Origin of the sequence: Streptomyces sp. NPDC005483 (assembly GCF_040606035.1) — a bacterium.
GTDB lineage: Bacteria > Actinomycetota > Actinomycetes > Streptomycetales > Streptomycetaceae > Streptomyces.
This window is the reverse complement of record NZ_JBEXEA010000020.1, coordinates 141,945-168,083: the sequence shown is the minus strand read 5'-3', so window position 1 is coordinate 168,083 and position 26,139 is coordinate 141,945. Positions and strand designations below refer to the sequence as shown.

At 70.7% G+C, this 26,139-nt stretch carries 19 protein-coding genes and 3 pseudogenes; 13 read left to right on the top strand and 9 right to left on the bottom strand.

The window, feature by feature from the left end; translation table 11 throughout:
- Positions 1-5: 5 nt before the first annotated feature.
- Positions 6-641 (bottom strand): annotated as a pseudogene (locus ABZT06_RS33520) (hypothetical protein); the annotation flags it as partial.
- Positions 642-648: 7 nt separating this feature from the next.
- Between ABZT06_RS33520 and ABZT06_RS33515 the strand changes: the two are divergent.
- A pseudogene (locus tag ABZT06_RS33515) lies at positions 649-1,161 on the top strand (ABC transporter permease); the annotation flags it as partial.
- 295 nt (positions 1,162-1,456) lie between these two features.
- Positions 1,457-3,619 (top strand): ATP-binding SpoIIE family protein phosphatase, encoded by a 2,163-nt coding sequence (locus ABZT06_RS33510; RefSeq protein ID WP_355749522.1) that lies wholly within the window; start codon positions 1,457-1,459, stop codon positions 3,617-3,619.
- Positions 3,620-3,716: 97 nt separating this feature from the next.
- Here ABZT06_RS33510 and ABZT06_RS33505 read toward each other — a convergent pair whose 3' ends face one another.
- The 3 genes from ABZT06_RS33505 to ABZT06_RS33495 form a co-directional block, all read right to left on the bottom strand.
- Positions 3,717-4,901: a type III polyketide synthase gene (locus ABZT06_RS33505; protein ID WP_355749519.1), complete on the bottom strand. Its 1,185-nt coding sequence runs from the start codon at positions 4,899-4,901 to the stop codon at positions 3,717-3,719.
- A 325-nt stretch (positions 4,902-5,226) separates the two neighbouring features.
- Complete coding sequence (locus tag ABZT06_RS33500; protein ID WP_355749516.1) at positions 5,227-5,514, bottom strand: SHOCT domain-containing protein; 288 nt, start codon at positions 5,512-5,514, stop codon at positions 5,227-5,229.
- Positions 5,515-5,554: 40 nt separating this feature from the next.
- Positions 5,555-5,998: a DUF6325 family protein gene (locus tag ABZT06_RS33495; protein ID WP_355749513.1), complete on the bottom strand. Its 444-nt coding sequence runs from the start codon at positions 5,996-5,998 to the stop codon at positions 5,555-5,557.
- A gap of 152 nt (positions 5,999-6,150) precedes the next feature.
- Between ABZT06_RS33495 and ABZT06_RS33490 the strand changes: the two genes are divergently transcribed.
- The 4 genes from ABZT06_RS33490 (at position 6,151) to ABZT06_RS33475 (ending at position 11,135) form a co-directional block, all read left to right on the top strand.
- Positions 6,151-7,500 (top strand): hypothetical protein, encoded by a 1,350-nt coding sequence (locus ABZT06_RS33490; protein WP_355749510.1) that lies wholly within the window; start codon positions 6,151-6,153, stop codon positions 7,498-7,500.
- A gap of 243 nt (positions 7,501-7,743) precedes the next feature.
- Positions 7,744-9,162, top strand: coding sequence for a DUF2252 domain-containing protein (locus ABZT06_RS33485; RefSeq protein WP_355749507.1), 1,419 nt, complete (start codon positions 7,744-7,746; stop codon positions 9,160-9,162).
- 51 nt (positions 9,163-9,213) lie between these two features.
- Entirely contained in the window at positions 9,214-9,624 is a 411-nt protein-coding gene (locus ABZT06_RS33480) for a hypothetical protein (protein ID WP_355749504.1), read from the top strand.
- A 203-nt stretch (positions 9,625-9,827) separates the two neighbouring features.
- Positions 9,828-11,135, top strand: a complete 1,308-nt coding sequence (locus tag ABZT06_RS33475) for a chloride channel protein (protein WP_355749501.1) — start codon at positions 9,828-9,830, stop codon at positions 11,133-11,135.
- A gap of 78 nt (positions 11,136-11,213) precedes the next feature.
- On the opposite strand, the gene ABZT06_RS33470 is transcribed toward ABZT06_RS33475, so the two are convergent.
- Complete coding sequence (locus ABZT06_RS33470; RefSeq protein ID WP_355749498.1) at positions 11,214-12,041, bottom strand: YhjD/YihY/BrkB family envelope integrity protein; 828 nt, start codon at positions 12,039-12,041, stop codon at positions 11,214-11,216.
- Positions 12,042-12,365: 324 nt separating this feature from the next.
- On the opposite strand from ABZT06_RS33470, the gene ABZT06_RS33465 reads away from it, so the two are divergent.
- Positions 12,366-12,623 (top strand): hypothetical protein, encoded by a 258-nt coding sequence (locus tag ABZT06_RS33465; RefSeq protein WP_355749495.1) that lies wholly within the window; start codon positions 12,366-12,368, stop codon positions 12,621-12,623.
- A gap of 671 nt (positions 12,624-13,294) precedes the next feature.
- On the opposite strand, the gene ABZT06_RS33460 is transcribed toward ABZT06_RS33465, so the two are convergent.
- Entirely contained in the window at positions 13,295-13,471 is a 177-nt protein-coding gene (locus tag ABZT06_RS33460; RefSeq protein WP_355749492.1) for a hypothetical protein, read from the bottom strand.
- 532 nt (positions 13,472-14,003) lie between these two features.
- Between ABZT06_RS33460 and ABZT06_RS33455 the strand changes: the two are divergent.
- The 4 genes and pseudogenes from ABZT06_RS33455 (at position 14,004) to ABZT06_RS33440 (ending at position 17,803) form a co-directional block, all read left to right on the top strand.
- A pseudogene (locus ABZT06_RS33455) lies at positions 14,004-14,200 on the top strand (hypothetical protein).
- A gap of 532 nt (positions 14,201-14,732) precedes the next feature.
- Positions 14,733-16,067 (top strand): diacylglycerol kinase family protein, encoded by a 1,335-nt coding sequence (locus ABZT06_RS33450; RefSeq protein WP_355749488.1) that lies wholly within the window; start codon positions 14,733-14,735, stop codon positions 16,065-16,067.
- A 37-nt stretch (positions 16,068-16,104) separates the two neighbouring features.
- Positions 16,105-16,587, top strand: coding sequence for a potassium channel family protein (locus ABZT06_RS33445; protein ID WP_355749485.1), 483 nt, complete (start codon positions 16,105-16,107; stop codon positions 16,585-16,587).
- Between the two features lie 379 nt (positions 16,588-16,966).
- The gene (locus ABZT06_RS33440) at positions 16,967-17,803 is read left to right on the top strand and encodes a class II glutamine amidotransferase (protein WP_355749482.1); all 837 of its coding nucleotides are present in this window, start codon (positions 16,967-16,969) and stop codon (positions 17,801-17,803) included.
- A 40-nt stretch (positions 17,804-17,843) separates the two neighbouring features.
- Here ABZT06_RS33440 and ABZT06_RS33435 read toward each other — a convergent pair whose 3' ends face one another.
- Positions 17,844-19,211 (bottom strand): glutamate decarboxylase, encoded by a 1,368-nt coding sequence (locus tag ABZT06_RS33435; RefSeq protein WP_355749479.1) that lies wholly within the window; start codon positions 19,209-19,211, stop codon positions 17,844-17,846.
- 878 nt (positions 19,212-20,089) lie between these two features.
- Between ABZT06_RS33435 and ABZT06_RS33430 the strand changes: the two genes are divergently transcribed.
- Positions 20,090-20,593: a lamin tail domain-containing protein gene (locus tag ABZT06_RS33430; RefSeq protein ID WP_355749476.1), complete on the top strand. Its 504-nt coding sequence runs from the start codon at positions 20,090-20,092 to the stop codon at positions 20,591-20,593.
- A 247-nt stretch (positions 20,594-20,840) separates the two neighbouring features.
- Here the strand turns inward: ABZT06_RS33430 and ABZT06_RS33425 are convergent, their stop codons facing one another.
- Positions 20,841-21,296, bottom strand: a complete 456-nt coding sequence (locus ABZT06_RS33425; protein ID WP_355749473.1) for a hypothetical protein — start codon at positions 21,294-21,296, stop codon at positions 20,841-20,843.
- A 156-nt stretch (positions 21,297-21,452) separates the two neighbouring features.
- Between ABZT06_RS33425 and ABZT06_RS33420 the strand changes: the two genes are divergently transcribed.
- Positions 21,453-22,115: a hypothetical protein gene (locus tag ABZT06_RS33420; protein WP_355749470.1), complete on the top strand. Its 663-nt coding sequence runs from the start codon at positions 21,453-21,455 to the stop codon at positions 22,113-22,115.
- Positions 22,116-22,662: 547 nt separating this feature from the next.
- On the opposite strand, the gene ABZT06_RS33415 is transcribed toward ABZT06_RS33420, so the two are convergent.
- Positions 22,663-25,962 carry an FG-GAP-like repeat-containing protein gene (locus tag ABZT06_RS33415; RefSeq protein WP_355749467.1) on the bottom strand — a complete coding sequence of 1,100 codons (3,300 nt, stop codon included), beginning with the start codon at positions 25,960-25,962 and terminating at the stop codon, positions 22,663-22,665.
- Positions 25,963-26,139 lie beyond the last annotated feature (177 nt).

Here is a 26,139-nt window from a genome sequence, read left to right as displayed (position 1 = left end):
CTGCCTCACTTCTCACGCATCGCGGGGTCGGGGTGCTCGCCCTCGGACTGGACGCGGTACTCCGGCCCGAACATCGCGTCGTGCTCGGTCATGACCCGGTCGCTCGGGGGCGCCTCGCCGCCGTGGATCTGCTCCTGCATCCTCTCGAACCGCTCGTGGGCCTCACGTACGTAGCCCGTATCGAGTGTGGTCAGGTCCATCTGGGTGTCGAGCAGTTCGCGCAGGTACTGCTTGTTCGGCTCGAAGGTGAGCACGTCGGGCAGCTCCGGTGCCAGGATTTCCTGCGGCTCCCGGCCGTCGTGGCGGCGCATCAGGTCGCAGGCGGTGTGCAGGTGCTCCAGCTCCATGTTGAGGTGCAGCTCCCAGATGGCCTTGACCTTCGGGTCGCTCTCCTGCTCCATGAAGGAGTAGTACAGGTAGCACTCGTTGTACTCGTGGTTGACGAGCTGCTCCCACCACGTCTCGCCCGGGTCGACCAGCGACTCGTAGTGCGTGACGTGCTCCTCCTCGATCAGCCCGATCTCCTGGTAGAGCTGGCGTGCGATCGGCTCCATGTAGGTGGGGCCGGTGTTCATGTAGAAGTTCATGGTCTGCTGCTCCGCGGACATGATCGTCAGGGCGTGCAGCTTCGACAGCGGGCTCGTGGCGTCCGAGGCCATCATCGCCCGCTTCCGCACGCTGGCCATCCACCGCGGTTCGGTGCTCATCGGCCACATCGTCGGCAGTGTGCTGCAGTGCGTGCTGAGCGTGGTGCTCGTCGGGTCCGTCGCCGTGGCGATCGGGTTCCGGTCCACGAACGCCACCTTCCTGGAGTGGTTCCTGGCGCTCGGCCTGCTCGCCCTCGTCTCCCTGGCACTGACCTGGATCGCGGTCGGCATGGGCCTGTCCAGCCCGAACCCCGAGGCCGCCAGCAACAACGCCCTGCCCCTGATGGTCCTGCCCCTCCTCTCCAGTGCCTTCGTCCCGGTCGACGCGATGCCGGGCTGGTTCCGGCCGATCGCCGAGTACCAGCCCTTCACCCCGGCCATCGAGACCCTGCGCGGCCTCCTCCTCGGCACCGAGATCGGCCACAACGGTTGGCTCGCCGTCGCCTGGTGCCTGGGGCTGGCCGCGCTCGGCTACGCCTGGTCCAGGTCCCTGTTCGACCGCGACCCGAAGTAGAACCCGACAAGCGCTCGCGACCGGCCCGTACGGTGAGCTGCCGTACGCGCCGGTCACGTCGGCGTCCGGCCGCCGACCTCGAGGGCTGGACCGGCTGACCGACACTGACACCGCGCGGACCCCCGGAAACCGGATCCCGCTGTCCGCGCCGACCGTGCGGTCCGCTGGTGTGGGCGAAGCGGCCCCGGGTGTTATTGAATGAGGTTTGCGGTCAGGAATCCCGGGACTCTGCCGCCCGGGTTCTGGTACGGCTCCGGCGTGGCGCCGGGGCTGGCGAGCGAGCTGAGAGAGCCGCATGGACTCCACCCCACCCCCCTCGTCTGCGTCACCGTTCGACATGGTCAGCAGCGCCTTGGGGCAGTACATGCCAGTCGGCGCAGCGGCAGCGGCCGCCGGTTCCGCCGACCCGCGGGGAGACGACGCCGCCCGCCGACCCATACCCGCCGATGCGCCCCCCGCCCGTCAGGAGCAGATCCTCGGCGCGGTCAATCTGGACTGCGATCTGAGAATCACCCGCTGCAATCTGGACGCCCCCGTCTTCGCAGGGGTGGAGGCCCTGCCCGGGAGCCCTTTCGTCGACCTCCTGCCTTCCTGGGACGTACCGACGGTCACTCGGCGGTTGCGGCAGGTCCTCGAGACCGGGGAGCCGCACGTCGCCCGGGTCCAGCGCCTGCGGCGCGGCGACGGGTCGCAGCTGGTGGTCTCGATGAGCATCCTGGCCGCCGCGGCGCCCGCGGAGGGCCTGACCGTCTCCCTGATCGCCATGGCCAAAAGGCTGCACCTGTACGCCGCCGAGACCGCGATCGGCACCTCGCTGGACATCGGCGAGACCGCCCAGTCGCTGGCGGAGTCCCTGCTGGCCTGGGGGGACGTGACCGCCATCGACCTCGACTTCGCCGTGTGGACGGGCGAGGTGGCCACCGAGCAGCCGCAGGGGCGCATCCGGCTGCGGCGGGCGGCCCTGGTGCCGGACCGGGCGTGGCCCGACGGCTACGTGACGCCGGGCGACGATCTTCCCGGCGATGCGAGTCGCCTGCTGGCGCAGGCGATACGGCGGGACGACGCCGCGCAGGCCCTCGTCATACCCGACCGGAGGACGATCGAGCGGGTGCTCGGCAGCGCGCGGTTGGTGCGTGCCCTGGTGCCCGGTGACGAGGCGGCGGGTGTGGCGTGCATACCGCTGGTCCTGGAGGGAGCGCCGCCCGTCGTACTGGGTGTCGCGGAGGTCTGGCGGCGGGCGGACCGCCCCTTCGCGGACAGCGAGCTCCTCGACCTGCAGGAGCTGGTGGCCAGGACCTCTCACCACGTCGACCTGGCCCGTCAGCACCAGCGCGAGCACACGCAGGTGCTGGCGTTGCAGCGCCGGCTGCTGCCACGGTCCGGCGGCGACACCATCGAGACGGCCAGCGTCTACCAGCCCGCCACCCCCGACAGCGCGGGAGTCGGCGGGGACTGGGTGAACAGCTTTCCGCTGCCGGACGGCCGTACCGCGCTGGTGGTGGGTGACGTCGTCGGGCACGGTCTGGGAGCCGCGGCGACCATGGGGCAGCTGAGCATGGAGGCCCGCGCGCTGCTGTCGGCGGGGCTGGCGCCCGACGAGGTGCTGGAGCACCTGGACGAGACCGTGTCGCTGCTGGACGACGCGGAGTCCGGGCTGGCGGCCGGTTACAGCGCCCTCGGGTCGACCTGCTGCATCGCCGTGTACGACCCGGTCGGCCACCACGTGGCGCTGGCGAGCGCCGGCCATCTCCCTCCGGTCCTGGTACCCCCCAACGGCCCCGCCGGCCCGGTCGCGATACGCCCCCACCCCGGGCTGGGCGCCGAGTTCGCGCTGCGGGAGCCGTATGACGTGCACGTCTTCTCCGCACCCCCGGGCTCACTGCTCGCCCTCTACACCGACGGCCTGGTGGAGGATCCCGCCCTGTCGATCGACGAGGGCATCGACAGGCTGACCGTGGCCGTGTCCGCGGTGCACCCCTGGGACGCCCTGCAGCAGGCCGCGCGGGGCATGGTCTCGGCGCTGGCGCCGAGACGCCGGCGCGACGACGTGACCCTGCTGCTCGCGCGCATGATCGGTCACCGCAAGGGGGACACCGCGACCTGGCGTCTGCCCGCTCGCGGCGACGCGGCCGCCCGGGCCCGCGCGCTGGTCTCCGAGCTGCTGGGGCGATGGGGCCCCAGAGCCGACACCCGGGACAGCGTGCTGCTCGTGGTCGACGAACTGGTCGCCAACGCGGTCCGCTTCGCCGACGGACCCATCACGGTCCGGCTGATCAGGACCGGCCACGGGCTGCTGTGCGAGGTGGGCGACACCGGCAACGGCAGACCACGACTGGGCCATGGCGGGCTCCTCGACGACGGTGGCCGTGGCCTGCACGTCGTGCACGGGCTCACCACCCGCTGGGGGGTGCGGTGGACGGACACCGGCAAGGTGGTCTGGGCGTCGGTCGAGCGGTGACGCGGCTTCGGCCGGGCGGCGGCGCGTGCGTTCGTCAGGCGGTGCCACCCACCTGCGCCACCTTCGCCACCGGCGGTACGCGTGGCGCGAGTTCGCGCTACAGCCACTGCCCTTCCAGGGCGGTGGCCGTGAGGCCCGGGGCCGCCGCGTACAGGACGGCACGGCTGCCCGGCTTCTGCCCCGCGTCGTAGGCCCTGCGCATGATGTCGAACACGGCGGCGCCTCCGCGGTTGCCGGTGGTGTAGCTGTCCCGGCTGTGGTCCAGCAGCCCCGAGGGCCAGCCGTCGGGCATCGTCTGCTCCATGTACTCCAGCACGCGCGTCCCGCCGGGGTGCGCGAGCAGAACGTCGGGGTGCCAGGAGTCGGGGTCGTCCCGGTAACGGAGGCGCAACCACTCCCACATCGCGGTGACCGTCTGCTGCACGGCGCGCGGCCCGCGCCGGTCCATCACGAAGTGGGTGCCGTCCTCGCGTGTCTCCAGGCGGTGCAGGTCCTGGGTGCCGGGCAGCGTGTGGTGCCAGGCTGAGTCCAGCCGCAGCACCGACTCGGGCCTCGGGCGGCCCGTGACCACCGCGGCGACCGCGGTGTCCGCGAACAGCAACCGGACGATCAGGGACTCCAGAGTGTCGTCCGCGGGCTGGTAGGTCGTGCTCAGTGCCTCCGCGATCACGATCAGGACGACCCGGTCGGGGTCCGCGGCCACGAGATCCGCCGCCAGCGCCAGGGAGCGGGTCCCGGCTATGCAGGCCCACTGTGTGGCCGGCAGCAGCATCACGTCGCCCCGGAGCGGGAGCCTGTTGGCCAGCGAGACGTCCAGCCCCGGCAGCGCCGGGGTGGTGGAGTGACTGGTGATCAGACAGTCGACGTCCGCGGCGTCCAGCCCGGCGATCTGCAGGGCCCCGCGCGCCGCACGCTCCCCGCAGGACTGCACGGCCGCCCAGGCCGGCGCGGTGCGCTCCTGGACGGTCTGCGGCGCGGGTATCGACTCGAGGGCGGCGATCACGCGATCCACGTCGTGTTCGGTGAACCCCTCGGCGGCCAGCGTCTCCCGGGTCGGCCCGACACCGGCTGCCGGCAGGCCGCTCCCGTTGCCGGCCGCGACGGCGGCCTCCAACGGCAGCATCCACCCGCGGGTCTCGATGCCCGTACTGGCCGCGATGCCGTCGATCCGCGGCGCCCACGCCGCGTGCGGGTGCCGACCGCGCACCTCGTCCACGATCTGGCTGGTCCGGACGGCGTGCTCGCCGTGTATCACGGCAGGCGGACAGAGGTAAGCGGCCATGAGCGGCACCTTTCTGCAGAGAACGAGATGGAACGTCACGAACGCTGCGTCATGGTCCACTTAGGAGTGATCAATCCAAGTTGATGACAGTGCGCTCCAGTTCGGTATTCCGAATCCGTTTCGAGCATGGACGCCAAACGGGCATGTGCGCTGTGGTCTGGGCAACTTGGGAGGTTCTTCGATGCGTGAAACGACGCACACTGCCGCGGAGGGGGCCGGGACGCACACGGCCCGCCCATGCGAAAGCCCCAGGCCGCCGGCCTGGGGCTTCAAGAAGAGCGGGTGACGTGCTCGCCGAACAGCGGTGGGCCGGGACGAGGCCCGGTCACGCCTGCAGGAGCCTGTGTTTCTGGTCCTCGAACTCGGCCTGGGTGAGTACGCCCTGGTCCTTCAACTCGCCTAGCTGCTTCAGCTGCTCGATCTTGCTGGACATATCGGGGGCCGGCGGAGGCGCCGGCGCTTCGGCGTAGGAAGCCGCCTGGGGTGGGGGCGTCTGGTACGGCTGCTGGGCTGCCCACCGCCCCTGCTGCCGGCGTGACACACGGTTCGACACGGCGGTCGCCGTGCCGGCGACGACCGCGGTGCGCGCGACCCCGCGCAGGAGACCTGGCATGACTCTTTCCCTTCTGTCCGTCGGCGTCATCGATCGTTGTTCACTGAGCGGCCTCGGCCGCGTCGAGGGCGGCGACGAGCGCGGGCACCGGGATCCGCCCGGAGGCGACCATCCGGGCCCCGCCGCGGCGCAGGGCGGCGGCGAAGGGCGCGGCCCACCGGTTCTCGTAGAGCAGGATGCCGGCGGAACTCCCCGGCTCCAGCGCCTTGGCCGCCTCGTCGATGTCGTCCTGGCCCAGGAGCCCCGAGGACGCTCCCTCGAAGACGGCCAGGTCGAGCTCGCCGTCACCGGTGAAGTCGGCGATCTCCATGCCGGTCACGGAACCGTCGTCGTCCTTCCTGACGAACATCAGGTCCAGGATCCGAATGAGTCCGCGGTCCACGAGATCGACGAGGATGGGGAAGCCCTCGCCCGTCATCCGGTTACCGGGGAACTCGACGACCAGGTAGTCGATCGGACCCACTTCTTCGAATTCGTCGCTCACGGCGTCACCTCTGGTGCTCGTGGCTGTCGTCCCCCACGAAACCCCTGAGCCAATTGCATCACCGGGGCGTGGCCCCCGCACCTCGGTCCGTCGTTCACCCGACCGGCCCGCCCGGATCGCGGGCTCCTCGCCGAACAGCTCCGCTTGTCACCATGAGCGGAAGCGGTGACGAACAACTCTCGGCCCAGGAGCGCGGCGAACTGGCCGAACTGCGGCAGCGGGTCCACGCCCTGGAGGGCGGCGGACCACCCAGACCGGCGCGGCACCACCCGCTGCGCTCGCTCGGCTCGGTCCTGCTGATCCTCCTGGCCGCGCTGCTGTCGCTGCTCTCCGTCGTCGCGGTGTGGGCGAACAGCATCGTGAGGGACACGGACCGCTACGTCGACACCGTCGGGCCGCTGGCGAGTGATCCCGACGTGCAGCAGGCGGTCACCAACCGCGTCACCGCCGCCGTGCTGGCGCAGGTCGACGTGGACGCGATCGTCAAGCAGCTGACGGACGCCGCCGCACAGAAGGGTGTGCCGCCGAAGGCGGCCAAGTTGCTGGGCGATCTGGACGGCCCGATCGAGAGCGGACTCAAGACGCTGGTCAGCGGAGCGGTGGAGCGGGTGGTCACCAGCAGCGCCTTCGAGAAGGTCTGGGTGAACGCCAACCGCAGGGCGCACACGGCGCTGGACAAGGCCCTGACCGGCGAGGCCAGTGGCCCTGTCCAGCTGAAGAACAACCAGGTCGTCATCGACCTGGGGCCGATCGTCGCCGACGTCAAGGACCGACTGGTCGCGGCCGGCTTCTCACCCGCCGCGAAGATCCCGGCCGTTCACACGGACTTCGTGGTGTTCGCCTCGAAGGACGCCGGAAAGATCAGGACCTATGTGAGAGTGCTGGAGATCCTCGGCGGCTGGCTGCCCGTCATCGCGCTGCTGATCGCGGCCGCGGGGGTGTACGTGGCGTTCAACCGCCGGCACGCGCTGATCGGGGCCGCGCTCGCGGTGTTCCTCGCCATGCTGGTTCTCGGCATCGGTCTCACCGTCGCCCGCGATGTCTACCTCAACCATCTGCCCCCCGGCGCATCCCAGGCCGCCGCGGGATCCGTGTACGACGCCCTGGTCAAGTTCCTGCGGGCCGGCGTACGTGCCCTCGCCGCGGTCGCCCTCTTCACCGCCGCCGGCGCCTTCCTCGCCGGGCCGTCCCGGATCGCCGTCGTCACGCGCACAGGTTGCAGCAGGAGCATCGGCGCACTGCGTGACGTGACGACGTCGGCGGGCCTTCGGCTCGGTGCCCTCGGGCGGTTCGTCCATCGCTTCAAGCGCTGGATCGGGGTGGCCGTCCTGGTGGTCGCGGCGATCGTCCTGTTCGCCTGGAGCTACCCGACGACGGCGGTCGTGGTCTGGACCGCGGTGATCACGCTGGTGGCCTTGGCGATCCGCGAGTTCCTGGACTACGACGGCGGCACCCCGCCCTCGGACCCCGACTCCGCGGGCGGTGCCACCGCCGCGCGCTGACTCGGCTCGCCGGGTGCCTCCCCCGGGGATACGTTGGTTGAGGAAGCCTGTGAACCGGCCGTCCCGTGGGTGCTGGAGCTCGACCACGGCGAAGGCGGAACACGCTCCGAGAGTGCCCGCCCCGCCGCGCCCTGGCCGCGACGCGGCCCACGGCCCGCGGGTGACCCGGAGCGATCGATCCTCCGTCGGCGGCCCGTCGCCACCGCCGTGTGCGGAGGTGGCCAACCCCCGGGAGCCGCTGCCATGACCGAGATCCACGTGGACGGCCGCGCGATGCGGCACCGTACCCCCAAGGAGCGAGCGGCGCTCGGCAAGGCGGCGAGGGCCGATGTGCCCCGCTCCAGCCACGCCGAGTTCGCGCCGGGACGCAAGCGGCCGGATCCGCTGGAGATCATCGAGAAGCAGTCGGCGACGCGGCTGCACGAGCTCGTACCGGTTCGCTACGGCCGGATGTCCGAGTCACCCTTCCGTTTCTACCGGGGGGCCGCCGCCATCATGGCGTCGGACCTCGCCGAGACGCCGAGCACGGGTTTCAGGACCCAACTGTGCGGCGACGCCCACATGCTGAACTTCCGCCTGCTGGCCTCGCCCGAGCGCCGCCTCATGTTCGACATCAACGACTTCGACGAGACACTGCCCGGCCCCTGGGAGTGGGACGTCAAACGCCTGGCTGCCAGCCTCGTCATCGCCGGCCGGCTCAACGGCTTCAGCACCAAGGAACGGGCCGCGATCGTACGGGCCACCGTGCGGTCGTACCGCGAGAACATGCGCACGTTCGCCGGAATCGGCAACCTGGGTGTCTGGTATGCCCAGTTCGACGAGAAGTGGGTGCTGGACCGGTTCGGACCGGACCTGTCGGCGCGGAGCCAGGAACGCTGGGCGCGTGCCGCGACCAAGGCGCGTTCTCACGACACCCTCCAGGTCTTCGACAAGCTCACCGGGGTCATCGACGGCAAGCGCCGTATCCTTCCCGACCCGCCGCTCATCACCCGCCTCGAGGACCTGCTGCCCGACGATCGGCGCGGCCGACTGGAGCAGGAGATCAGCCGGTTGATCGAGCACTACGGCAGGACCCTGCAGTCGGACCGGCGGTTCCTGCTGGAGCAGTACCGGGTGACCGACATAGCGCGCAAGGTCGTCGGGGTCGGCAGCGTGGGCACCCGGTGCTGGATCGTGCTCCTGCTGGGGCGGGACGGCCAGGATCCACTGTTCCTCCAGGCCAAGGAGGCCGACCGGTCGGTGCTGGCGCCCCACGTCGGAAACACCGAGTACCCGACGCAGGGCGAGCGGGTCGTCTCCGGGCAGCGACTGATGCAGGCCACCAGCGACATCTTCCTGGGCTGGGAGCGGGTCGAGGGCATCGACGGCCGACGGCGCGACTTCTACGTACGGCAGTTGCGGGACTGGAAGGGGGTCGCCGTCGCCGAGGAAATGGTGCCGAAGGGCATGCGGACGTTCGGCGCTCTGTGCGGCGCGACGCTGGCTCGTGCCCACGCCCGGTCCGGCGATCGCATCGCCATCGGCGCGTACCTGGGCGGCGGGGACTCCTTCGACCGGGCGCTGGTGACGTTCGCCGAGCTCTACGCCGACCAGAACGAACGGGACCACCAGGCACTCGTCGACGCCGTCGCCGCCGGGAAACTGCCGGCCGAGGCTGCCTGAGAAGGCGACGGCACTCTCGGATTCAGTCACCGACAAAGTGAGGAACGCACCATGGCCACGACCACGACCCACCGCCACTCGGCGACCACCGAGGCCGCCGCCGGCGGACTGACGGTCTTCGCCGCCGTCCTGCTGTTCATCGCCGGTGTCCTGGACCTCTTCCGGGGCATCATGGCCATCGCCAACGACGACGTGTACCTCTCCACCCCCAACTACGTCTTCAAGTTCGACCTGACCAGCTGGGGCTGGATCCAGCTGGTCCTCGGTGTGATCGCCATGACCGTCAGCGTGGGCCTCTTCTCGCGTGCCACCTGGGCCCGGGTCGTCGGGGTCGGCATCGCGGGGCTGCTGGTCATCGCCAACTTCCTGTCGATGCCGTACTACCCCGTCTGGTCGCTCACCCTGATCGCGCTGTACGGCTTCGTCATCTGGGCGCTGTGCGTCGTGCGCCGGGAAGACTGAGGGCCGAGGGAAGTCCTGGCCGTCGGGATGCTCCGGCGGCCCGGGCGGTCGACGGCGTCACCCGTCCCAGGCGGACGCTCTGACCGACGCGACCACATGACGTGGCGCCGAACCCGGGAGGACCCATCGCCGGAACGACGTCGGAGAGCGGCTCCAGGGCCGCCGCGCGGAGTCAGCCCCCGGAAGCCGACCTGCTGAGGACCATGCTGGGCCGGCCGGAATACCGCAAGGCCTTGCTGTTCTGCGGGCTGATCGGTGTCCCGGTGGCACTGATCGCGTTCTGGTTCCTGGTGGCGCTGAACCAGCTGGAACAGCTGATCTGGACGGACTGGCCCAAGGACCTGGGCTGGAAACGGGCTCCCTGGTGGTGGGCTCTGCCCCTGCTCACGGTGGCCGGTCTCGTCGTCGGCCTGGTGGTCGCGCGGTTTCCGGGCCGGGGCGGACATCTTCCGGCCGGGGGCCTGCACTCGGGCGGCATCACCTGGCAGGCACTGCCGGGAGTCCTGGTCGCCGCTCTGGTGGGTCTGCCGCTCGGTGTCGTTCTGGGGCCCGAGGCACCGCTGATCGCGCTGGGCGGCGGACTGGCCCTGCTCTTCGCGAGGCTGGCCCGGGCGCCCCAGACCCAGGCGAGCACGGCGCTGCTCGGTGCGGCCGGGGCGGCGGCCGCCATCTCCGCGCTCTTCGGGAACCCGATCGTGGGCGCGGTGCTGCTGATGGAGGTGGCCGGGGTCGGCGGGCCGCAGCTGTTCGCGGTGATGCTGCCGGGCCTGCTGGCCAGCGGGGTGGGCGACCTGATCTTCACCGGATTCGTCCGCTGGACCGGCTTCGAGACCGGAAGCCTGGACATCGGCCTGCCCAAGCCGCCGCCGCTCGACTGGGGGGACGTGCCGTGGGTGCTGGTCCTGGCACCCGCCCTCGCGTTCCTCATCCACTGGATCTTCGTGGGCGGACGGTTCACCGCGCGCTTCGTGGCGACCCGGACGGTGCGCAACACCACCCTCTGCGGGCTGGGCGTGGCGGGCTGCATCACTCTCTACGCGGTCACCACGGGCCGTTCGCCGGCCGAGGCGGCCCTGTCCGGGGAGGCCACCCTGTCCGCCCTGGCCAAGGACCCGCACGCCTGGCCGGTGGGCGCTCTGATCGCGGTACTGGCCTTCAAGGGCCTGGCGTACGCGCTGTGTCTGGGCAGCCTGCGCGGTGGCCCCGTCTTCCCCGCACTGTTCCTGGGCGGGGCGGCCGGTGCGCTGCTGGCGCCGTTGCCCGGTCTGGGGCTGGTGCCGGCGATGGCCATGGGGATGGCGGCCTCGGTGACCGCGGCCCTGCGACTGCCCGTGAGCAGCGTCGTCCTGGTCGTGCTCCTGCTGGGAAACGTGGACACGGTGGCGCTGGTGGTGCTTGCCGCGGTCGTGTCCTTCGTGATCACCCAGTGGCTGCCGCTGGGCCCGCCCATCCCGGCGCCCCCCGAGCGGCCCGCCGATCAGACGGCCGGCTCGACGTCGCCACGGTCGTGACGAGCGTCATCCGGTGTCATACGGGTGATGGCCGGCGCGGTCCGCATGACTGCGTAGTTCTATCGCTCGGCAGGGCGGCTATTTCGGTGACGAGGTGCCGGGTGGGTGGCCGGAGGGGGGTGCCGGGGGTTCGGGTGTGCCCAGTCGGCGGGTGACCCAGGGTTCGCGGGCGATGACCGCGCCGGCGGTGACGCACAGGGTCGCGACCACGCAGAGCGTGATGAGCCAGGACAAGAGGGTGAAGACCGCGCCCAGCGAGCCGTACTTGTCCAGGCTGTGGTTGAGGGCCCGGGGCACGTACAGCGGTGCGGTGGAGGTGAGGACGCTCAGGGCCGTTCCGGTCAGCAGTGCGCCCGGCAGCAGTGGCAGCCACGGTACGCGCGCGGTCAGCAGCAGGTGCTGGGTCCACCACCAGATGCCGACCTCGGCGGCCAGCAGCAGCGGCACGCCGAGCCACAGGCCGAGGCCGAAGCCGTTGCGCAGGCTGCCCTGCAGTCCGAACATGACCAGCCAGGTCGCGAGCCAGGCGAGCCAGCGCCAGGCGGCCACCCGCGCGCTCGCCCCGGGCAGGCTCCAGGCGCGCTCGCACAGCCGTTGCATGGCGCGGCTGCACGCGGTGGCCGAGACGAGCACCATCAGGCCGCCGACGACGCCGGTGGTCTGCCGCAGTTCGTCGGACGGCTTGCCGGTGCCCTTGAGGGCCTTGCTCAGTTCGGTGTCCGCGTTCCCGGACAGTCCGAAGGTGTCGTGCAGGGACCTGACGAGCTGGTCGCGCACGGCTTGCGGGGCGATGGAGGCCACCACGAACAGCAGGGGGACGGCGGTGAGGAACGTCTGGGCTGCCAGCCGAGTCGCCGAGTCGAGTACGTTCACCGAGATCAGGTGCGACAGCAGATGCGTGATCACCGGGAAGCGTGTCTCGGCCCGGGTCCGCACTCCCTTGAGCCGGGACTTCGTTGAGGCGACCCGCTCCCGCCGCGACGCCCGGCGTGACGGACGGTCCGGGCGGCCTCCTCCGGCTCCTGTCCCTGGCTGCATACCGCCAGCCTGCCGCCGCAGCGACCGCCAGGCCCTCGGCGGGAGCGTCACACAAGGCCGAACGGGTGAACATCTATGCGGACGTTCAAGTCGGCTTTCCCCTGCGCTCGCCCGCCAGACCGACGGTCACGCTGTGGAGTGGTAGCCGGACTTCGGGATGCGAGGTGATTTCCCCCGTCGGACAGTGGAGTCATGAACCATCACCAGTCCCATGGGGCGATCGAGATCGACACCCGCCTCGTCACGGCCGGTGTCGTGCTCACGGCGACCGGTGCCGTGTTGGCGTGCGCCGGCATGGCCATCGGGGCCTTCGCTGTGTTCACGGCGGGTCGGCGCATGCTCCGCGACATGGACGTGCCCCCGGCCCAGCAGGCGGCCGCGAAGTGGCAGCAGGCCAAGGAGGCGTCCCGAGCGGGTGTACGGGCGTGGCAGTCCGCGTCTGACGCCTAGAACGGGTCGCGGGTGGGGCGTTGCGCAGGTACGCGCGGCTCCGCAGAAGCGTCAGCGGGTTCCGGGGTAACGCGGCCTCGGATCCAGTCTTGGCGCCCGGCATACGCACGGTGAGAACCACACCCCTCTCATCCAGCGGACTACCCGACTGGGCGAGGCGCATGTTGGGCGGGTCCGGCAGGCGTGAACAGGATTACAGCAGGGCTGAGTTGGAAGAGACGGACCTCTACATCCGCGAGACGTCCGGGCAGAGGCGCCATCGCCGACGAGGAATTCCGCCAGGCCAAGGAGGGCGATCCACGCCAGGACGGAAGTGCCCGGGGCTTCCCCTCAATCGGCCCGCTCAGCCGACGGTGCGGTCGCCGCTGTACCGGGCAGGGCGCCTCCATCGGTCCGAATCCGACGCGACAGGGCACCGGCTGGGGCATGGGCCGGGTCGGCGACAGAGCCCAGGGGCGGTAAAGCCCACGCAGCTGTGACGGCAGCGCTCTCCCGCGCCGACCCGGCATACAGCACCTTCGGCCCTGGCGTCCGCAAGTCGTCGGCGACGCGCTGTCACTCTGCGCCTGATCGGATGCGTAGAGCACCCGAGCGGACGAGTCGGCAGGTCAGATCGCAGGCGGCTGAAACAGCTCGGAGCGGCGGCGAACAGCGCTTTCGCACCTACCCTCTCAGCCCCGGGGCGCCTCGACCGGGCTCTCCCTCACCGGTGCAAGGCCCGGGGCCGACGGCATGACCGCCGCCTGCGAGCGGATGACGTTGATCGTCTCGACGAGCTGGTCACGCAGCAGCCGGCAGGCCCCCGCCCGCCCCTCCGGAGCCCAGGTCGGTCCGTCCGGACCACTCATACACACCTCCTCCGGGCGACCCCGCCCTGAACGCTGTCCGTCAGATGCGACGACCCGGTCCGCGACCAGCACGACATCACGCATGCACGGGCACCGGGTGTCGGCGAGGTCCGGCCAGAGCCTCAGCTCGCGGCAAGCTCTCTCACCCCGGCAAAGCTGGTCACCTGCCGACATCGGCACGGCGGCCCCCGCTCTGCCACCGACGCTGACCACCGTGCCGCACCGTCATATCGTCCCCAACGACGCCATCTCGATCCCGGTGGCCCGCCGAAAGGGTGGCTTCGGTCGCCGCCCACCCCAGAAAGGCCGGTGACGGTATGAAAAGCGGAGCGGCCTGATCCCGGACAGCCGTGGCCGATTCCGTGACACATGCCATCGCGCGTTCCGGCCGACGCATGTCACGTCTTCCAGCGGACCGACGGCCGGTCCGCCCTGCCTCACTCACCCGAGTGGCCCCGCTTTCTCAGGCGACGCAGGGTGGAAACGAGGAGCCACGAAGCCGGTGGCCCCAAGCGGGATCGAAGGACGCACCATGACAACAACCGCCACTCCCCGCCGATCGGAGACATCCGCGGCAGCCGCCGGCGGACTGGTGACCTTCGCCGCCGTGATGGTCTTCATCTCCGGCGTTCTCGGCATCTTCCGCGGCATCATGGGTCCATCCCCGATTACCCGGCGTGGTCGATCGCCCTGATCGCGCTGTACTCATTCGTCATCTGGACGCTGTGAAGCCCGCACCACCGACGCCCGTCCCCACGGTGAACGGCCGGCGGCCGGGCCCTCCGGCGCCGCGGAGGCTGCGCGGCGGAGCAAGGGGAAGAGCGGCAAGAGGACGGCGAGCTCGGCTGCGCTCAGGGGCCGGACATCGCTGCGGCCCGGTGAACCCGTCCAGGCCCGTCGGTATCAGTGCCCGCCCGGCGAACCCGTGCCGGACCGCACCGCGCGGTGGCCGTGGTTCTCCGCCGCGCTCGGGTGCATGTCGGAAGCGGAGCAGCGGAGCACTCTCGTCAGTTGCCCGACACACGACGTGCCGGTTGTCTGTCACCGGACACCCTTGCCACCGGCCACCGACCCCTGACAGCCGCCCGAGCCGCCCTGAGCCGCCACCGGACCGGGCCACGTACCCACCGGCCCGCGCGCTGGCCGCTACCGCCCGTTGCGAGGGACGCTCGGTCCGAAGAATCCCCCGGAGCGGGTGATGGAGGACCGGGTGGAAGCGCGGTGACATGGTCCGAGCGCACCCCGCTCGTGGGAGGTCGACATGTCCGGTAGCCGTTCCGCGCTCGCTCCGCGCTGGGCCGCACGCATGGCTGTCACCGCGGGCGCCGGGGCGATCATCGTGCTCCTGCTGTTCGGCGGACTCGACAGCCTGCTGCTCGTGCTCGTCGGGGCCGCCGGACTGGCGGTGACGGCGGCGGGCGTCTGGTGGGCGCTGGTGCACACCGGTCTGGTCAGACTGCTGGCCGCGACACTGGCCTTCGCCGCTCCCGCCGCCGTCGTCGTGCTCTACGTGGTGGCCGGGCTGCTGTGGGTGGTGCTCGTCTCGCTCGCGCTGTGGGTACTGGCCGTCTTCTGCGGCCGGGTCGCGCTGGCAGGCGCCGAGGCCGCCCCGGCACCGGCCCAGGAACGTCCGGAGGAGCCGCCGCGGCGGCCGTACCTGATCATGAACCCGCGTTCGGGCGGCGGGAAGGTCGGCCGATTCCGCTTGCGGGAGAAGGCCGAGGCACTCGGCGCCGAGGTCCTCGTCCTGGACGTGACGCGCCGACAGGACGTGGCCGCGCTCGCCCGCCGGGCCGCCGACGCGGGCGCCGATCTGCTCGGCGTCGCGGGAGGCGACGGCACCCAGGCCCTGGTCGCGGCCGTGGCGGCGGAGCGCGACCTGCCGTTCATGGTGATCTCCGCCGGCACCCGCAACCACTTCGCCCTGGACCTGGGACTGGACAGGGACGACCCGTCGACCTGTCTCGACGCACTCACGGACGGCGTCGAAGTCCGCATCGACCTGGGCTTCATCAACGACCGTGTGTTCGTCAACAACGCCTCGTTCGGTGCCTACGCGGCCGTCGTCCAGAGCCCTGCCTACCGCGACGACAAGGTCCACACCACCCTGCAGATGCTGCCCGATCTGCTGACACATCACCACGGCCCACGCCTCGCCGTGCATGCCGGGAGCACGACCGTCGAGCAGCCGCAGGCGGTACTGGTCAGCAACAACCCCTACCGGACGGACGACCCGGCCGGTCTGGGTCGCCGGGACCGGCTGGACTCCGGCAACCTCGGGGTGCTCGGCGTCAAGGTCGACAGCGCGGCGCAGGCGGCGGGGATGCTCCGAGGCCACCGTGCACCCGGGCTCACGCAGTTGACCGCCCAGGAGGTGGTCGTCGACGCCGATGCCGACGCGATCCCGGTCGGTGTGGACGGCGAGGCACTCACCCTGCCGACTCCGGTGCGATGCCGTGTCCAGCAACGCGCCCTGCGGGTGCGGGTCCCCCGCGACCGGCCCGGAGTGGCGCGTGGCAGACCCCCGATGGACTGGCATCGGGTGCGGCGACTGGCCCTGACGACGATCCGGAGGGCTGCGGGACATGGGGGATGACCGAGCAGGACCGGGCAGGCGCGCGACCCTGTGGGCCGTGGCGCGGTCGATCGGGTTGTCCGCCGGACTGGTCGTCGCCTACTACCTGCTGCCCATGGACGCGCCCTTCGACCGCGGCACGGTAGCCGGCCTCGTCGTCGGCCTGATCGCGGTGACGGCGCTGTTCCTCTGGCAGGTTCGCGCGATCGTACGTTCCCCGTATCCCGGACTGCGTGCGGTGGAGGCGCTCGCCGTCGTCGTCCCTCTGTTCGCGCTGCTCTTCGCCACCTCGTATTTCCTGCTGGCGCGGGCCACACCCGGCAGCTTCACGGAGCCCCTCACCCGTACCGACGCCCTGTACTTCGCGCTCACCGTGATCAGCACCGTGGGCTTCGGCGACATCACCGCCCAGACCGAAACGGCACGCGTCATGACCATGATCCAGATGGCCGGCGGAATCCTGCTCGTCGGGGTCGCGGCCCGGGTGGTGGTCAAGGCCGTCGAAACCGGCCGGCGGCGACGAGACCTTAAGAACAAGTGACCGTGCTCTGCGCTGTGCGTGGCCGCCGTCCTGGCAGGTCTGTAAACCAAGGGCAGCGGAGCAGTGATCTCCGGGCAGTCGGCCGCACCTCGCCCCAACGGCTCACCTCGACGTGCCAATGGTCCAGCCGACGCGCCGCTCGGCCCGCTGTCGGTGCCACCCCGAGGCGGCCGCCGGAGGGGCAGGCCATACGTGCCTCAGCCGAGAAGCGGCGGCCAGTACACCTCGTCCCGTTCTCTCGTCACTCACCTGTCCTGGGCGATGCGGAACCGCACCCAGCGGGCCCACAGTGGAAAGCACCCTGAGGAGCAGCAGCCGGCCCTCCGTCGGGGGATGACCTGCTGCGGCGTAGTTCGAACACCAGGAAGGTGGTGGCCCCATGTGCCGGTGGCTCGCTTACACAGGAACGCCTGTCCTGCTCGACACCGTGCTCTACAAGCCGGTCCACTCGCTGATCGACCAGAGCCTGCACTCCCGGATGGGCGTCGAAACGACCAACGGCGACGGGTTCGGCGTCGGCTGGTACGCACCGGACAACGGCACCCCCGCGATCGTCCGGGAGATCGGCCCGGCATGGAGCAATCGCAATCTGCGGGAGATCGCCGACCACGTCCGGTCCCCGCTGTTCTTCGCTCACATCCGGGCCACGACCGGCACCCCGGTGCAGCAGACCAACTGCCACCCCTTCCGTCACGGCCGTTGGATGTGGATGCACAACGGCGGAATCACCGACTTCCACCGGATACGGCGTGAACTCGCCCTGGCGGTCGATCCGGAACTCTTCCTCGACATCGAGGGATCGACGGACTCCGAGATGATGTTCTACCTGGCACTCACCTTCGGTCTGGAGCAGGACCCGCCGGGCGCCGTCGCGCGCATGGTCGGCATGGTGGAACGGACCGGTCATGAGCATGGGGTGGAGTTCCCCCTGCAGATGACGGTCGCCGTGACCAACGGGCAGCAGACGTGGGCGTTCCGCTACTCCAGCGAGGGAGCCTCCCGTTCGCTGTACTACAGCACCGAGGTGGAGGCGCTGCGAGCACTCCACCCCGACATGGCGTTCCTGCGGGAGGTGTCCGACGAGACCCGTCTCATCGTGTCCGAACCGCTGGGTGATCTGCCCGGCGCCTGGAACGAGGTCCCCGAGAGCAGCTACGGCGTGGTGGGGCGAAAGGGGGAGGACGACCTGCTCCCCTTCACCCCACAACCCGTGTAGTGAGGCGGCGGCTTCGCCGCCCTCCCCCTGGGAGCGTGCGTCAGTAGCCGGTACCGCGCTTGACCTGGGCCCGCTCGATCCCGTGGGCCGCCCCCTTGTCGTCCAGAGTGCGGCACGCGTCGGCGATGTCCTGGCTCAGACGGTCGATCTGCTCGCGGCTCAGGGTCTCCTTGACCAGGGCGCGCAGGATCTTCACCCGCTGCGCGTTGGGCGGGAGCGTGTATGCCGGCACCATCCAGCCGCGCTCGGCCGAGAGTTGCCAGGCGATGTCGGACTCGTCGTAGGCGTTGCTGCCGCTGAGGCGGAAAGCGACCAGCGGCAGTTGCTCGAGATCGCCGCCGATCACTTCGAAGCGGCCGCTGTCGCGCAGGTTGCCCGCCAGCGCGTGGGCGTTCTCCTGCATCATCTTCATGACGTAGGTGTAGCCCTGGCGGCCGAGCCGCACGAAGTTGTAGTACTGCGCGAGCACCATCGCCGCGCCGGTGGAGAAGTTCAGCGTGAACGTCGCGTCGGTCTTGCCCAAGTAGTTCTCGTAGAACACCAGGTCACCGGCCAGGTCGGACTCCTCGCGGAAGACCAGCCATCCGATGCCGGGGTAGACCAGACCGTACTTGTGTCCGGAGACGTTGATCGAACGGACCTGCTCGAGCCGGAAGTCCCATTGCGAGTCCGGGTAGAGGAAGGGCCACACGAAGCCACCGCTGGCGCCGTCGACGTGGATCGGGATGTCGAGGTCCCGCTTTTTGCGGACGTCCCGCAGAAGCTTGTCGATCCCGACGACATCGTCCTTGTGGCCGGTGAACGTGGTGCCGAGGACGGCGACGACGCCGATCGTGTTCTCGTCGAGATGGGGCTCCACGTCCTCCGGGCCGATCGTGTACTTGTCCTCGGCAAGCGGCACGATCCGCGGCTCGACGTCGAAGTAACGGCAGAACTTCTCCCACACGACGTGGACGTCCCCGCCGAAGACCAGGTTGGGCCGGTCGACCGACAGGTTGGCCGCCTGGCGGCGCTCGCGCCACTTCCACTTCAGCGACAGCGCGCCGAGCATGATCGCCTCGGACGAGCCCTGGGTTCGGCATCCGGTGGCCTTGCCCGGCGGCGCGTGGAAGAGGTCGGCGAGCATGCGCACGCAGCGCTGCTCGATCTCGGCGGAGATGGGGTACTCCGCGTGGTCGATGAAATTACGGTGGAGGTTCTCGGCGATCAGCCGTTGCGCCTCCGGTTCCATCCACGTGGTGACGAAGGTGGCCAGGTTGCGCTGTGGGTCGCCCTCCATGGCGAGGTCCTCGCCCACCAGCCTCATGGCGTCCGTCGCGGCCATGCCTTCCTCGGGGAAGGTCTCCGAGGGGGCGGGCACGGTCAGGAATCGGTTGCCGAAGAGAGCCGCGTCGTCGCGCTTAGTCATGCCGACGATTCAAACAGTGACGGATCCTCCCCTTGGTGAGGGACACACCGGGTCGACCGGCGAGCTGTGTCAAGGGCCTCCGCGGCACGTCCGCGCTGTTCCGCGGAGCCGGCCGACGACGGTCCGGGCGCCCTGATCGCCCTCTTCCGGCCGGCGATCGCCCAGGCGCACACCGCCGAGACCCACGGGGAGCGGTGGAGCCCGGGCGCGGAGCTGACGCGGGCGGGCTTCGACATCCAGCACCGCCGCCTACGACGACATCCAGCGGCACTTCGCCGGCCGTCCGGAGACCCCGATCGAGCCCAAGAGGATCGGCGGGACGCTCACCAGCGTCCGTGCGGTCCGCCGCCGGATCGAGCCCGCTCTCGTGCAGGGCCTGAAGAAGGCTTTCGACCTCGCCGAGATCCGCCCCGGCCTGCTCCGTCAGGATCCGGCCGGTCCCTCAACCTGCCGGATCGCTTCCATGCCACCGCGGCGCAGCCGGCTGACGTCCGGCGGGGTCCGAGGCGCCCTTCCTGTGCGCGCCGTGCTCCGCGTTCTGTGACGCACTTTCGGGTGAGCCACTCGGACGGGCCGGGGTGGCGCAGCGTGGCGGCCAGGGCTGAGTGATCAGTACCTGCACGGGATAGCGGCCGGCGAGAGCGTCAACCTGGTGCATTCGACGCATGGATGGACGTTACAGGCGAGAGTTACGGCAATGTGGGCGAACAGTAACGGAGTGCTCGTATCGCGTTCACAACCTGCACGGGTTGGCCATGGTGTGGATGTGCGGCCGACCGGCCGCCACCCGCACACCGCACCAGCCCGTCCCACCCGGCCCGTTGGCCAGGGACGTGAGGGTGCTCGTACAGCCTGGGGGCTTTGTGTCTTCTTCCACGGTGACCGCCCGTCGTCTCTCCGCTGCCGCGCTCGCGGCCGCCGCGATCGTCGGGGCGGTGGCGCTGCCGGCGTCGGCCGCCGACCACCACGCCCGGCCCGACCGGCAGAAGGTGGAGATCAGCGCGGTCCAGTACGACTCGCCCGGCCCCGAGGACCGCTCGCGCCGCTCACTGAACAAGGAGTGGGTGGAACTCACCAACACCGGCCGCCGGGACGTCAACCTCGACGGCTGGACCCTGACGAACAAGGACGGCCGCACCTACACCTTCGACCACTACCGCCTCGAGGGCCGCGCCACGGTCCGCATCCACACCGGCGAGGGCCGCGACAGCGACAGTGACCTCTACATGGACCGCCACAACTACGTGTGGGACAACTACTCCGACACCGCCACCCTGCGCAACGACCACGGCCGCTTCATCGACGACGCCTCCTGGGGCCACCACCGGGACGGCGGTGACCGCCACGGTGGTGGCCACCACGGCGGTGGCCACCACCACTGACCCTTCTTCCCGCACCCGCGGCACCAAGTGATGCTGCGAGGCGACGGAATGCAGCCCCGGCCGGTCCGCCCGGCCGGGGCCTCCGTCGCTTCGCGGGACACAACCCCGGCCGCGCGGAGGGCCTGGCGGAGCGTCGCAGCGCGGGCATACGCGTTCGGCTGCCATGACCAGCACGGCACTCCGAGCGAGAGCGCACGCATAGGCCCCCGCCGGTTCCGGTCGACGGGGGCCTCGGGCCAGCCGTGTGTCAGCAGGCGTCGTACTTCCAGGCGCTGCCCTCAAGCGTCCACGGCTGCGCCTGCTGGTCGAACTTCGGCAGGCCTTTCACCTTGTACGAGACGCGGCCCATGCTCCCTGAGACGGTGGCGTGCAGGTCCGTCGCCGGGTGGTCGGGCCCGTAGTCCTTCGCGGCCTGCTCCACGGTGGCCGTGTACAGGGCCGGGTCTGCCTTGGCCTGGCAACGCTTCGACAGGAAGGCGTACGCGCTCTTTCCGACCCCTGCAAAGTAGAGCGACGTATACGTGTCCGCTACGCGCTCCAGGTCTGCGGCGGCGACGTCGGCCGGCGTCGGTGTGGCGGTCGGCTCCTCAACGGTGGCCGGGCTGCTGCTTGCTGGGGCGTCGGCGCGGTCGTCGGACGACGAGCAGGCGGTGAGCGCGAGGAGCGCGGAGGCGGTCGCGAGTACGGCGGTGGTGGTGCGCATGGTTCCCCCCATGACGGCGTGGCTGAGGGGGCATCGTGCCATGAGCATGGCGGAGCCCTGGCCCAGCCGCAGATCCAACCAGCCCTGTCTATGTTCCGGTGATTGCCTGGTCGAACACAGCTCCCTGGCGTCGGTGATCATTGATACGGTCCCGCCATGGCTGAAGCGCAGGGATCACCGAGCGGCCCGGTCACCGCGGCCGATGTCGAGCAGGCCGTCCGTTTGGCGCTCGCCGCTCTGCGCGGGGCGGACGCGCCGGACTGGAGTGTCAAGGCCGGTTCCCTGGAGTGGGACTGTTGGGAGACCGTCGAGCACCTCGCCGACGACCTGTTCTCTTATGCCGTCCAATTGAGCCCAGCGAACCCGCCGTTGGACACCCATGTCCCGTTCGCGTGGAGTCGGAAGAGGCCGGGCGGCCCGGCGAATGCTGTCTTCGCCGACCGGGAGGCTGGTCCAGCTGGTCTGCTGCAAGTACTGGATGCCAGCGGCGCCTTGCTGACCGCAATCGTCCGCACGACCCCGTCCACGGTCCGGGCACACCACATCTTCGGTTCAGCCGACCCTGAAGGCTTCGCCGCGATGGGCATCGTCGAGACCCTGGTGCATACCTACGACGTCGCTGAGGGCCTTGGCATCGGCTGGACGCCGCCCGCCGGTCTGTGTGACCGCGTGCTGGCTCGGCTCTTCCCCGAGGCCCCGACCGATACCGACCGGTGGCCAACCCTTCTCTGGGCCACCGGTCGCGCGGAACTCCCTGGTCGGCCGCGCCTTACCAAGTGGCGCTGGTACGGCACACCTCGCGCTGACGGCAGGCCGTAGAAGATCGTCAGCTGGCTGGGTGCGCGACGAGATGATCCCCGCAGCACAGGCCACCAGAACAACCCACCACGCACCCCCGCTCCCATCCCGTCCGCCACGGGCCGCGTCTGCTCGACACCGCCTGGGCCGCCCCGCGCTTGCGCGAGCCCTGGCAAGGCGCGCTGACGGGAAGCCGCGCAAGAAGTTTCTTTGTCGGAGCGGGTGACGAGAATCGAACTCGCGCTCTCAGCTGGGGAAGCGACAGCGCTTGGGTGGACTGGGCTCTCCGTTGTCGGCTGAGACTCGGGACGTGCGTGCGGCCGACGCCTTGAGGCGCCAAGTCCGCACTGTCCAGGTGCACTTGGCTACGCCGAAGTTCTGCGCCCGCTCCCGATTGCCGTGCGTTCCGTGCTGACGGTCTTCGTGCCGGCGTCAGCCCAGGGCCGATCCCGCTCCCACACGGGTGCAACGCTGGGGAACCTGCCCCGCAGGCGGAGGCCCGGCGGTTCGCAGAGCGGGCGAACTGCCGGGCCCGGGCCCAGGGACCTGGGGCTGGCAGCGGGCGACCTCATACGACGGCCTTGTACCCCTGCCAGCCTGTCGCGATCTTCGTACGGCCGCCGAACGACCCCTTGCCGTCACCGCTGTTGCGGTACAGGTTGCCGCTGGTGTCGCGCGAGACGAGGTCCGTCCTGCCGTCGCCGGTGATGTCGCCGGCGCCGACGACCGTGTCGTACGAGCCGCCCCAGCTGCCGAACAGTTTCACGCGGGCCTTGAAAGTGCCGCTGCCGGTGCCGTCGTACCGGTACAGGTTGTTCGACGTGTCCTGGGCGAGGAGGTCGCCGATGCCGTCGCCGTTCAGGTCACCGGCCCCGACGACCTTCTTGTACGTCTTCCAGTTGTCGTACAGCTTCACGCGCGCCGACAGCTTGCCTGTACTGGTGCCCTTGTACAGGTAGACCGTGCCGGTCGAGGCGTTGCGGGCGATCAGGTCCGGGCGACCGTCACCGCTCAGGTCACCGGGCGCGGTCAGCACGTCGTACTGGTTCCAGCCGGAGGTGCCGAGTGAGGTGTACGGCGTCGAGGGCGTCGCCGCCTTGCCGCACGAGGGGCGGTAGGCGCGGAGAGCGCCGCTGCTCAGCCGGACCAGGACGTCGTTGCACCGGTCGCCGCTGAGGTCGCCGAACGGCACGAACTTCGCGGTGGTCGGCCAGCCGGTACCGGAGACCTGGCTGCCCAGCGTGCCCGTGTCGGTGCCGCGCCGGATGGTGAGGGTGCCGGAGGAGTTGAGGGTGAGGACGTCGCCGACGCCGTCGTTGCCCGCGTAGTCGCGCGGTGCCGCCGCACCGGCCGTCACCGCGAGGTTGCCGGAGAGGCTGAGGGCGGCGCCCTGGCCGTCTGCGGGTTGGGCGGTGAGCGTCCAGGTGTAGGTGCCGTTGAGGACCAGGCGGCCCGCGGAGTCCTTGCCGTCCCAGGCGGCCGTCAGCAGACCACGGGCGGCGGAGCCGGTCACGGTACGCACGGTGGCGCCGGACGCCTTGTGGCGGACGGTCACCTTCCAGGAGGCGGCGGGCTTCGACAGCCACCAGGTGCCGGACCAGCTCGCGGCCCCGGGGGTGGCCGTGGAGTCGATGGCCGACAGAGCGGACGCCGGAACGCCGGTCTTCACGAGGTGGACGCGCTGCTCGTCGTCGGCATAGGCGACACCGCCGCCGAAGCGGTCCACGGTCCAGCTGGTGCGCACCCCGCTGACCCCGGTCCCGTACCGGCCGAGTTCGGTCCAGTTGACGAGCTTGCGGCTCGGCAGGTCGGTGGAGGACCCGCTGGACGGCAGACCGCCGTGCAGGTCGATGAGCGTCAGCCCGCTGTCCGAGTCGGTGCCGCCGACGTGCTGGACGAGGTAACCGTCTCCGAGGAGGACCTCGCTGGCCGGGGCGGTGGCGGTGAGCTTGGTCGTACGGTCGTAGACACCCGAGCCCTGGTCGTCGCCCCAGGCGTCCTCGCAGGTCCAGTACACCCAGCGGCCCACGGCCTGGAGGTCCGACGGGGTGCAGCCGTTGCGGGTGGTGAAGGACTCCACGGCGGTGCCGGACGGGAGCCGGGTGGCCGTGACCTTGCCTCCCGTGGCCGCGCCGCTCCACAGGGTGTTGCCCCAGACGGCCGCGGCGACCCGGTCGCGCTTCTGCACGACCTTGCCCGCCGAGGCGTCGGGGAACTCGCCGATGTACTGGGTGCCGGAGGAGGCGCCGTCGACGACCGCGTACCGTCCGGAGAGGTCTTTGAGCCGCGGGCTGTCGTCCCCCGTGTCGAGGGTGGGGCCCCAGGTGGTGGCACCGTTGGTGCGCAGCATGGTCAGGCCGGACTCGGTGGCGTCGCGGCGGCCGTGGTGGCCGGTCCCGTCGGCGAACATCGGGATGCAGCGGGTGGCGCCGCCGGAGCAGTCGCCGTCCCACCCGCTGACCAGCCCGTCCACGGTGGTTTTGGCGACGCTCGGGGTGCCGCTCGTGGTGAGCCAGGTGCTGCGATAGGCGCCGAGAGTCGTGTGGGGCTCGTACAAGGTGCTGTTGTCGGCCGTGGTGAGGATGCCGCTGCCGAGCGAGAGGCCGTTGATCTGCGCGGGCATCGGCTGCACGGCGGTCAAGCGGCTGCGGGTGACCGAGCCGTCGGCGGCCGGGGCGATCCGGTACACGCCCCAGTCGAGGTCGCCCTGCTCGACGTACTGCGCGGCGCCGGCCACGAGGACGGAGCCGTCCGGCGCCTGGACGATCTGATGGGCGGCCGGGTCCATGACCTTGGTCAGGTCGGTGTCCGTGCCGTCGGACGTGAGGGCCCACAGCGGCTGGCCCCGGTACTTGTTGTCGCCGGGCGACACAGGTTCGACGCCGAGCAGCTTGTCGCCGACGATCCCGTACGCGGCTTGGTAGGTCAGGGCGCCTGTATCGAAGGTACGGGGCGCGGCGGACAGTTCGTCGCGGTCGTACACGTCCACCTTGCCGCGCCCACTGCGCAGCCGCACCACCGAGTCGGCACCCAGCCGGAAGCCGGTCACCTCCCAGCCGTCCTCCGGGTCGACCGGGCCGGGCAGCGCGCTGAGCGCGCCGGTGGCGAGGTCGACGATGCCCCAGTGGCCCCAGCTTTGCTCGCTGTCGCCGGTGTTGTAGCGGAGGATGACGGACCGGGCGTCGCCGTCCTCGACCACCACGTCGGACGCGCCCTCCGGCAGCCCGGTCACGGGCGTCTCAGCGACCCCGCCCCCGTCCTGGACGCGCCACAGCTGGTAGGCGTTCGGGTTTCCGCCGATGCCGCTGGTGCTGGTCAGGACGGTACTGCCGAAGGTGCCCCGGTAGGTGTGGTAGTCGGGCACGGGTACCACGGCGGTGCTGCCCGAGGTGCCCGCGCCCTGGAGGAGGGTGACTCGGGAGTCCTCCTCCGAGTAGAGGGCGACGGTGTCGGACCCGTCCCCGTAGTAGCCGGGCTGGAAGGACGCGGCCTCATGGAAGTAGCCGCTGTCGATGTCGTACTGCACCGGGACGTCCAGCCGCTTCTCCAGTGCGGTGGTGGTGCCGGTGGCGTAGTCCGTCCACAGGAACCGGTCGTCGCCCTCCTGGGCCCAAAGGAATCCGCTGGTCCCCGCGTTGAGGATCTGGGTGGCCCTGGGGACGGCGCGCGGGGCGGCGGGCAGCACGGTCTCGTCGGCCGCGGCTGCCGACAGCGGAGCGGCTGCCGCCGAGGACGGTACAGCGGCGAGCGGAAGGCCGAGGCTCAGTGCCGTCGCCAGGGCGGCGGCGGTACGTGTCGCCGATGTGCCGAGGCGTGCTGAGCGTGAACCATGAGCTGGTCTGTGTCGGCGTCGGCCGAGTCGAGCCACCGTTCCTCCTGAAAGGCAAGAAGAAGGCATGACGGGACGTACGGCAACACCTTGGCGCTTCCCCCGGCCCCCCGGCCGCTCCCCCCACGCGCGTGACGGGAGCCTAACAGCATGTCCATGACCGACCTTCCCGTGCTAGGTTGCGCCCCTTGATCGTGAAGGTTGTGTGGGGGCCTT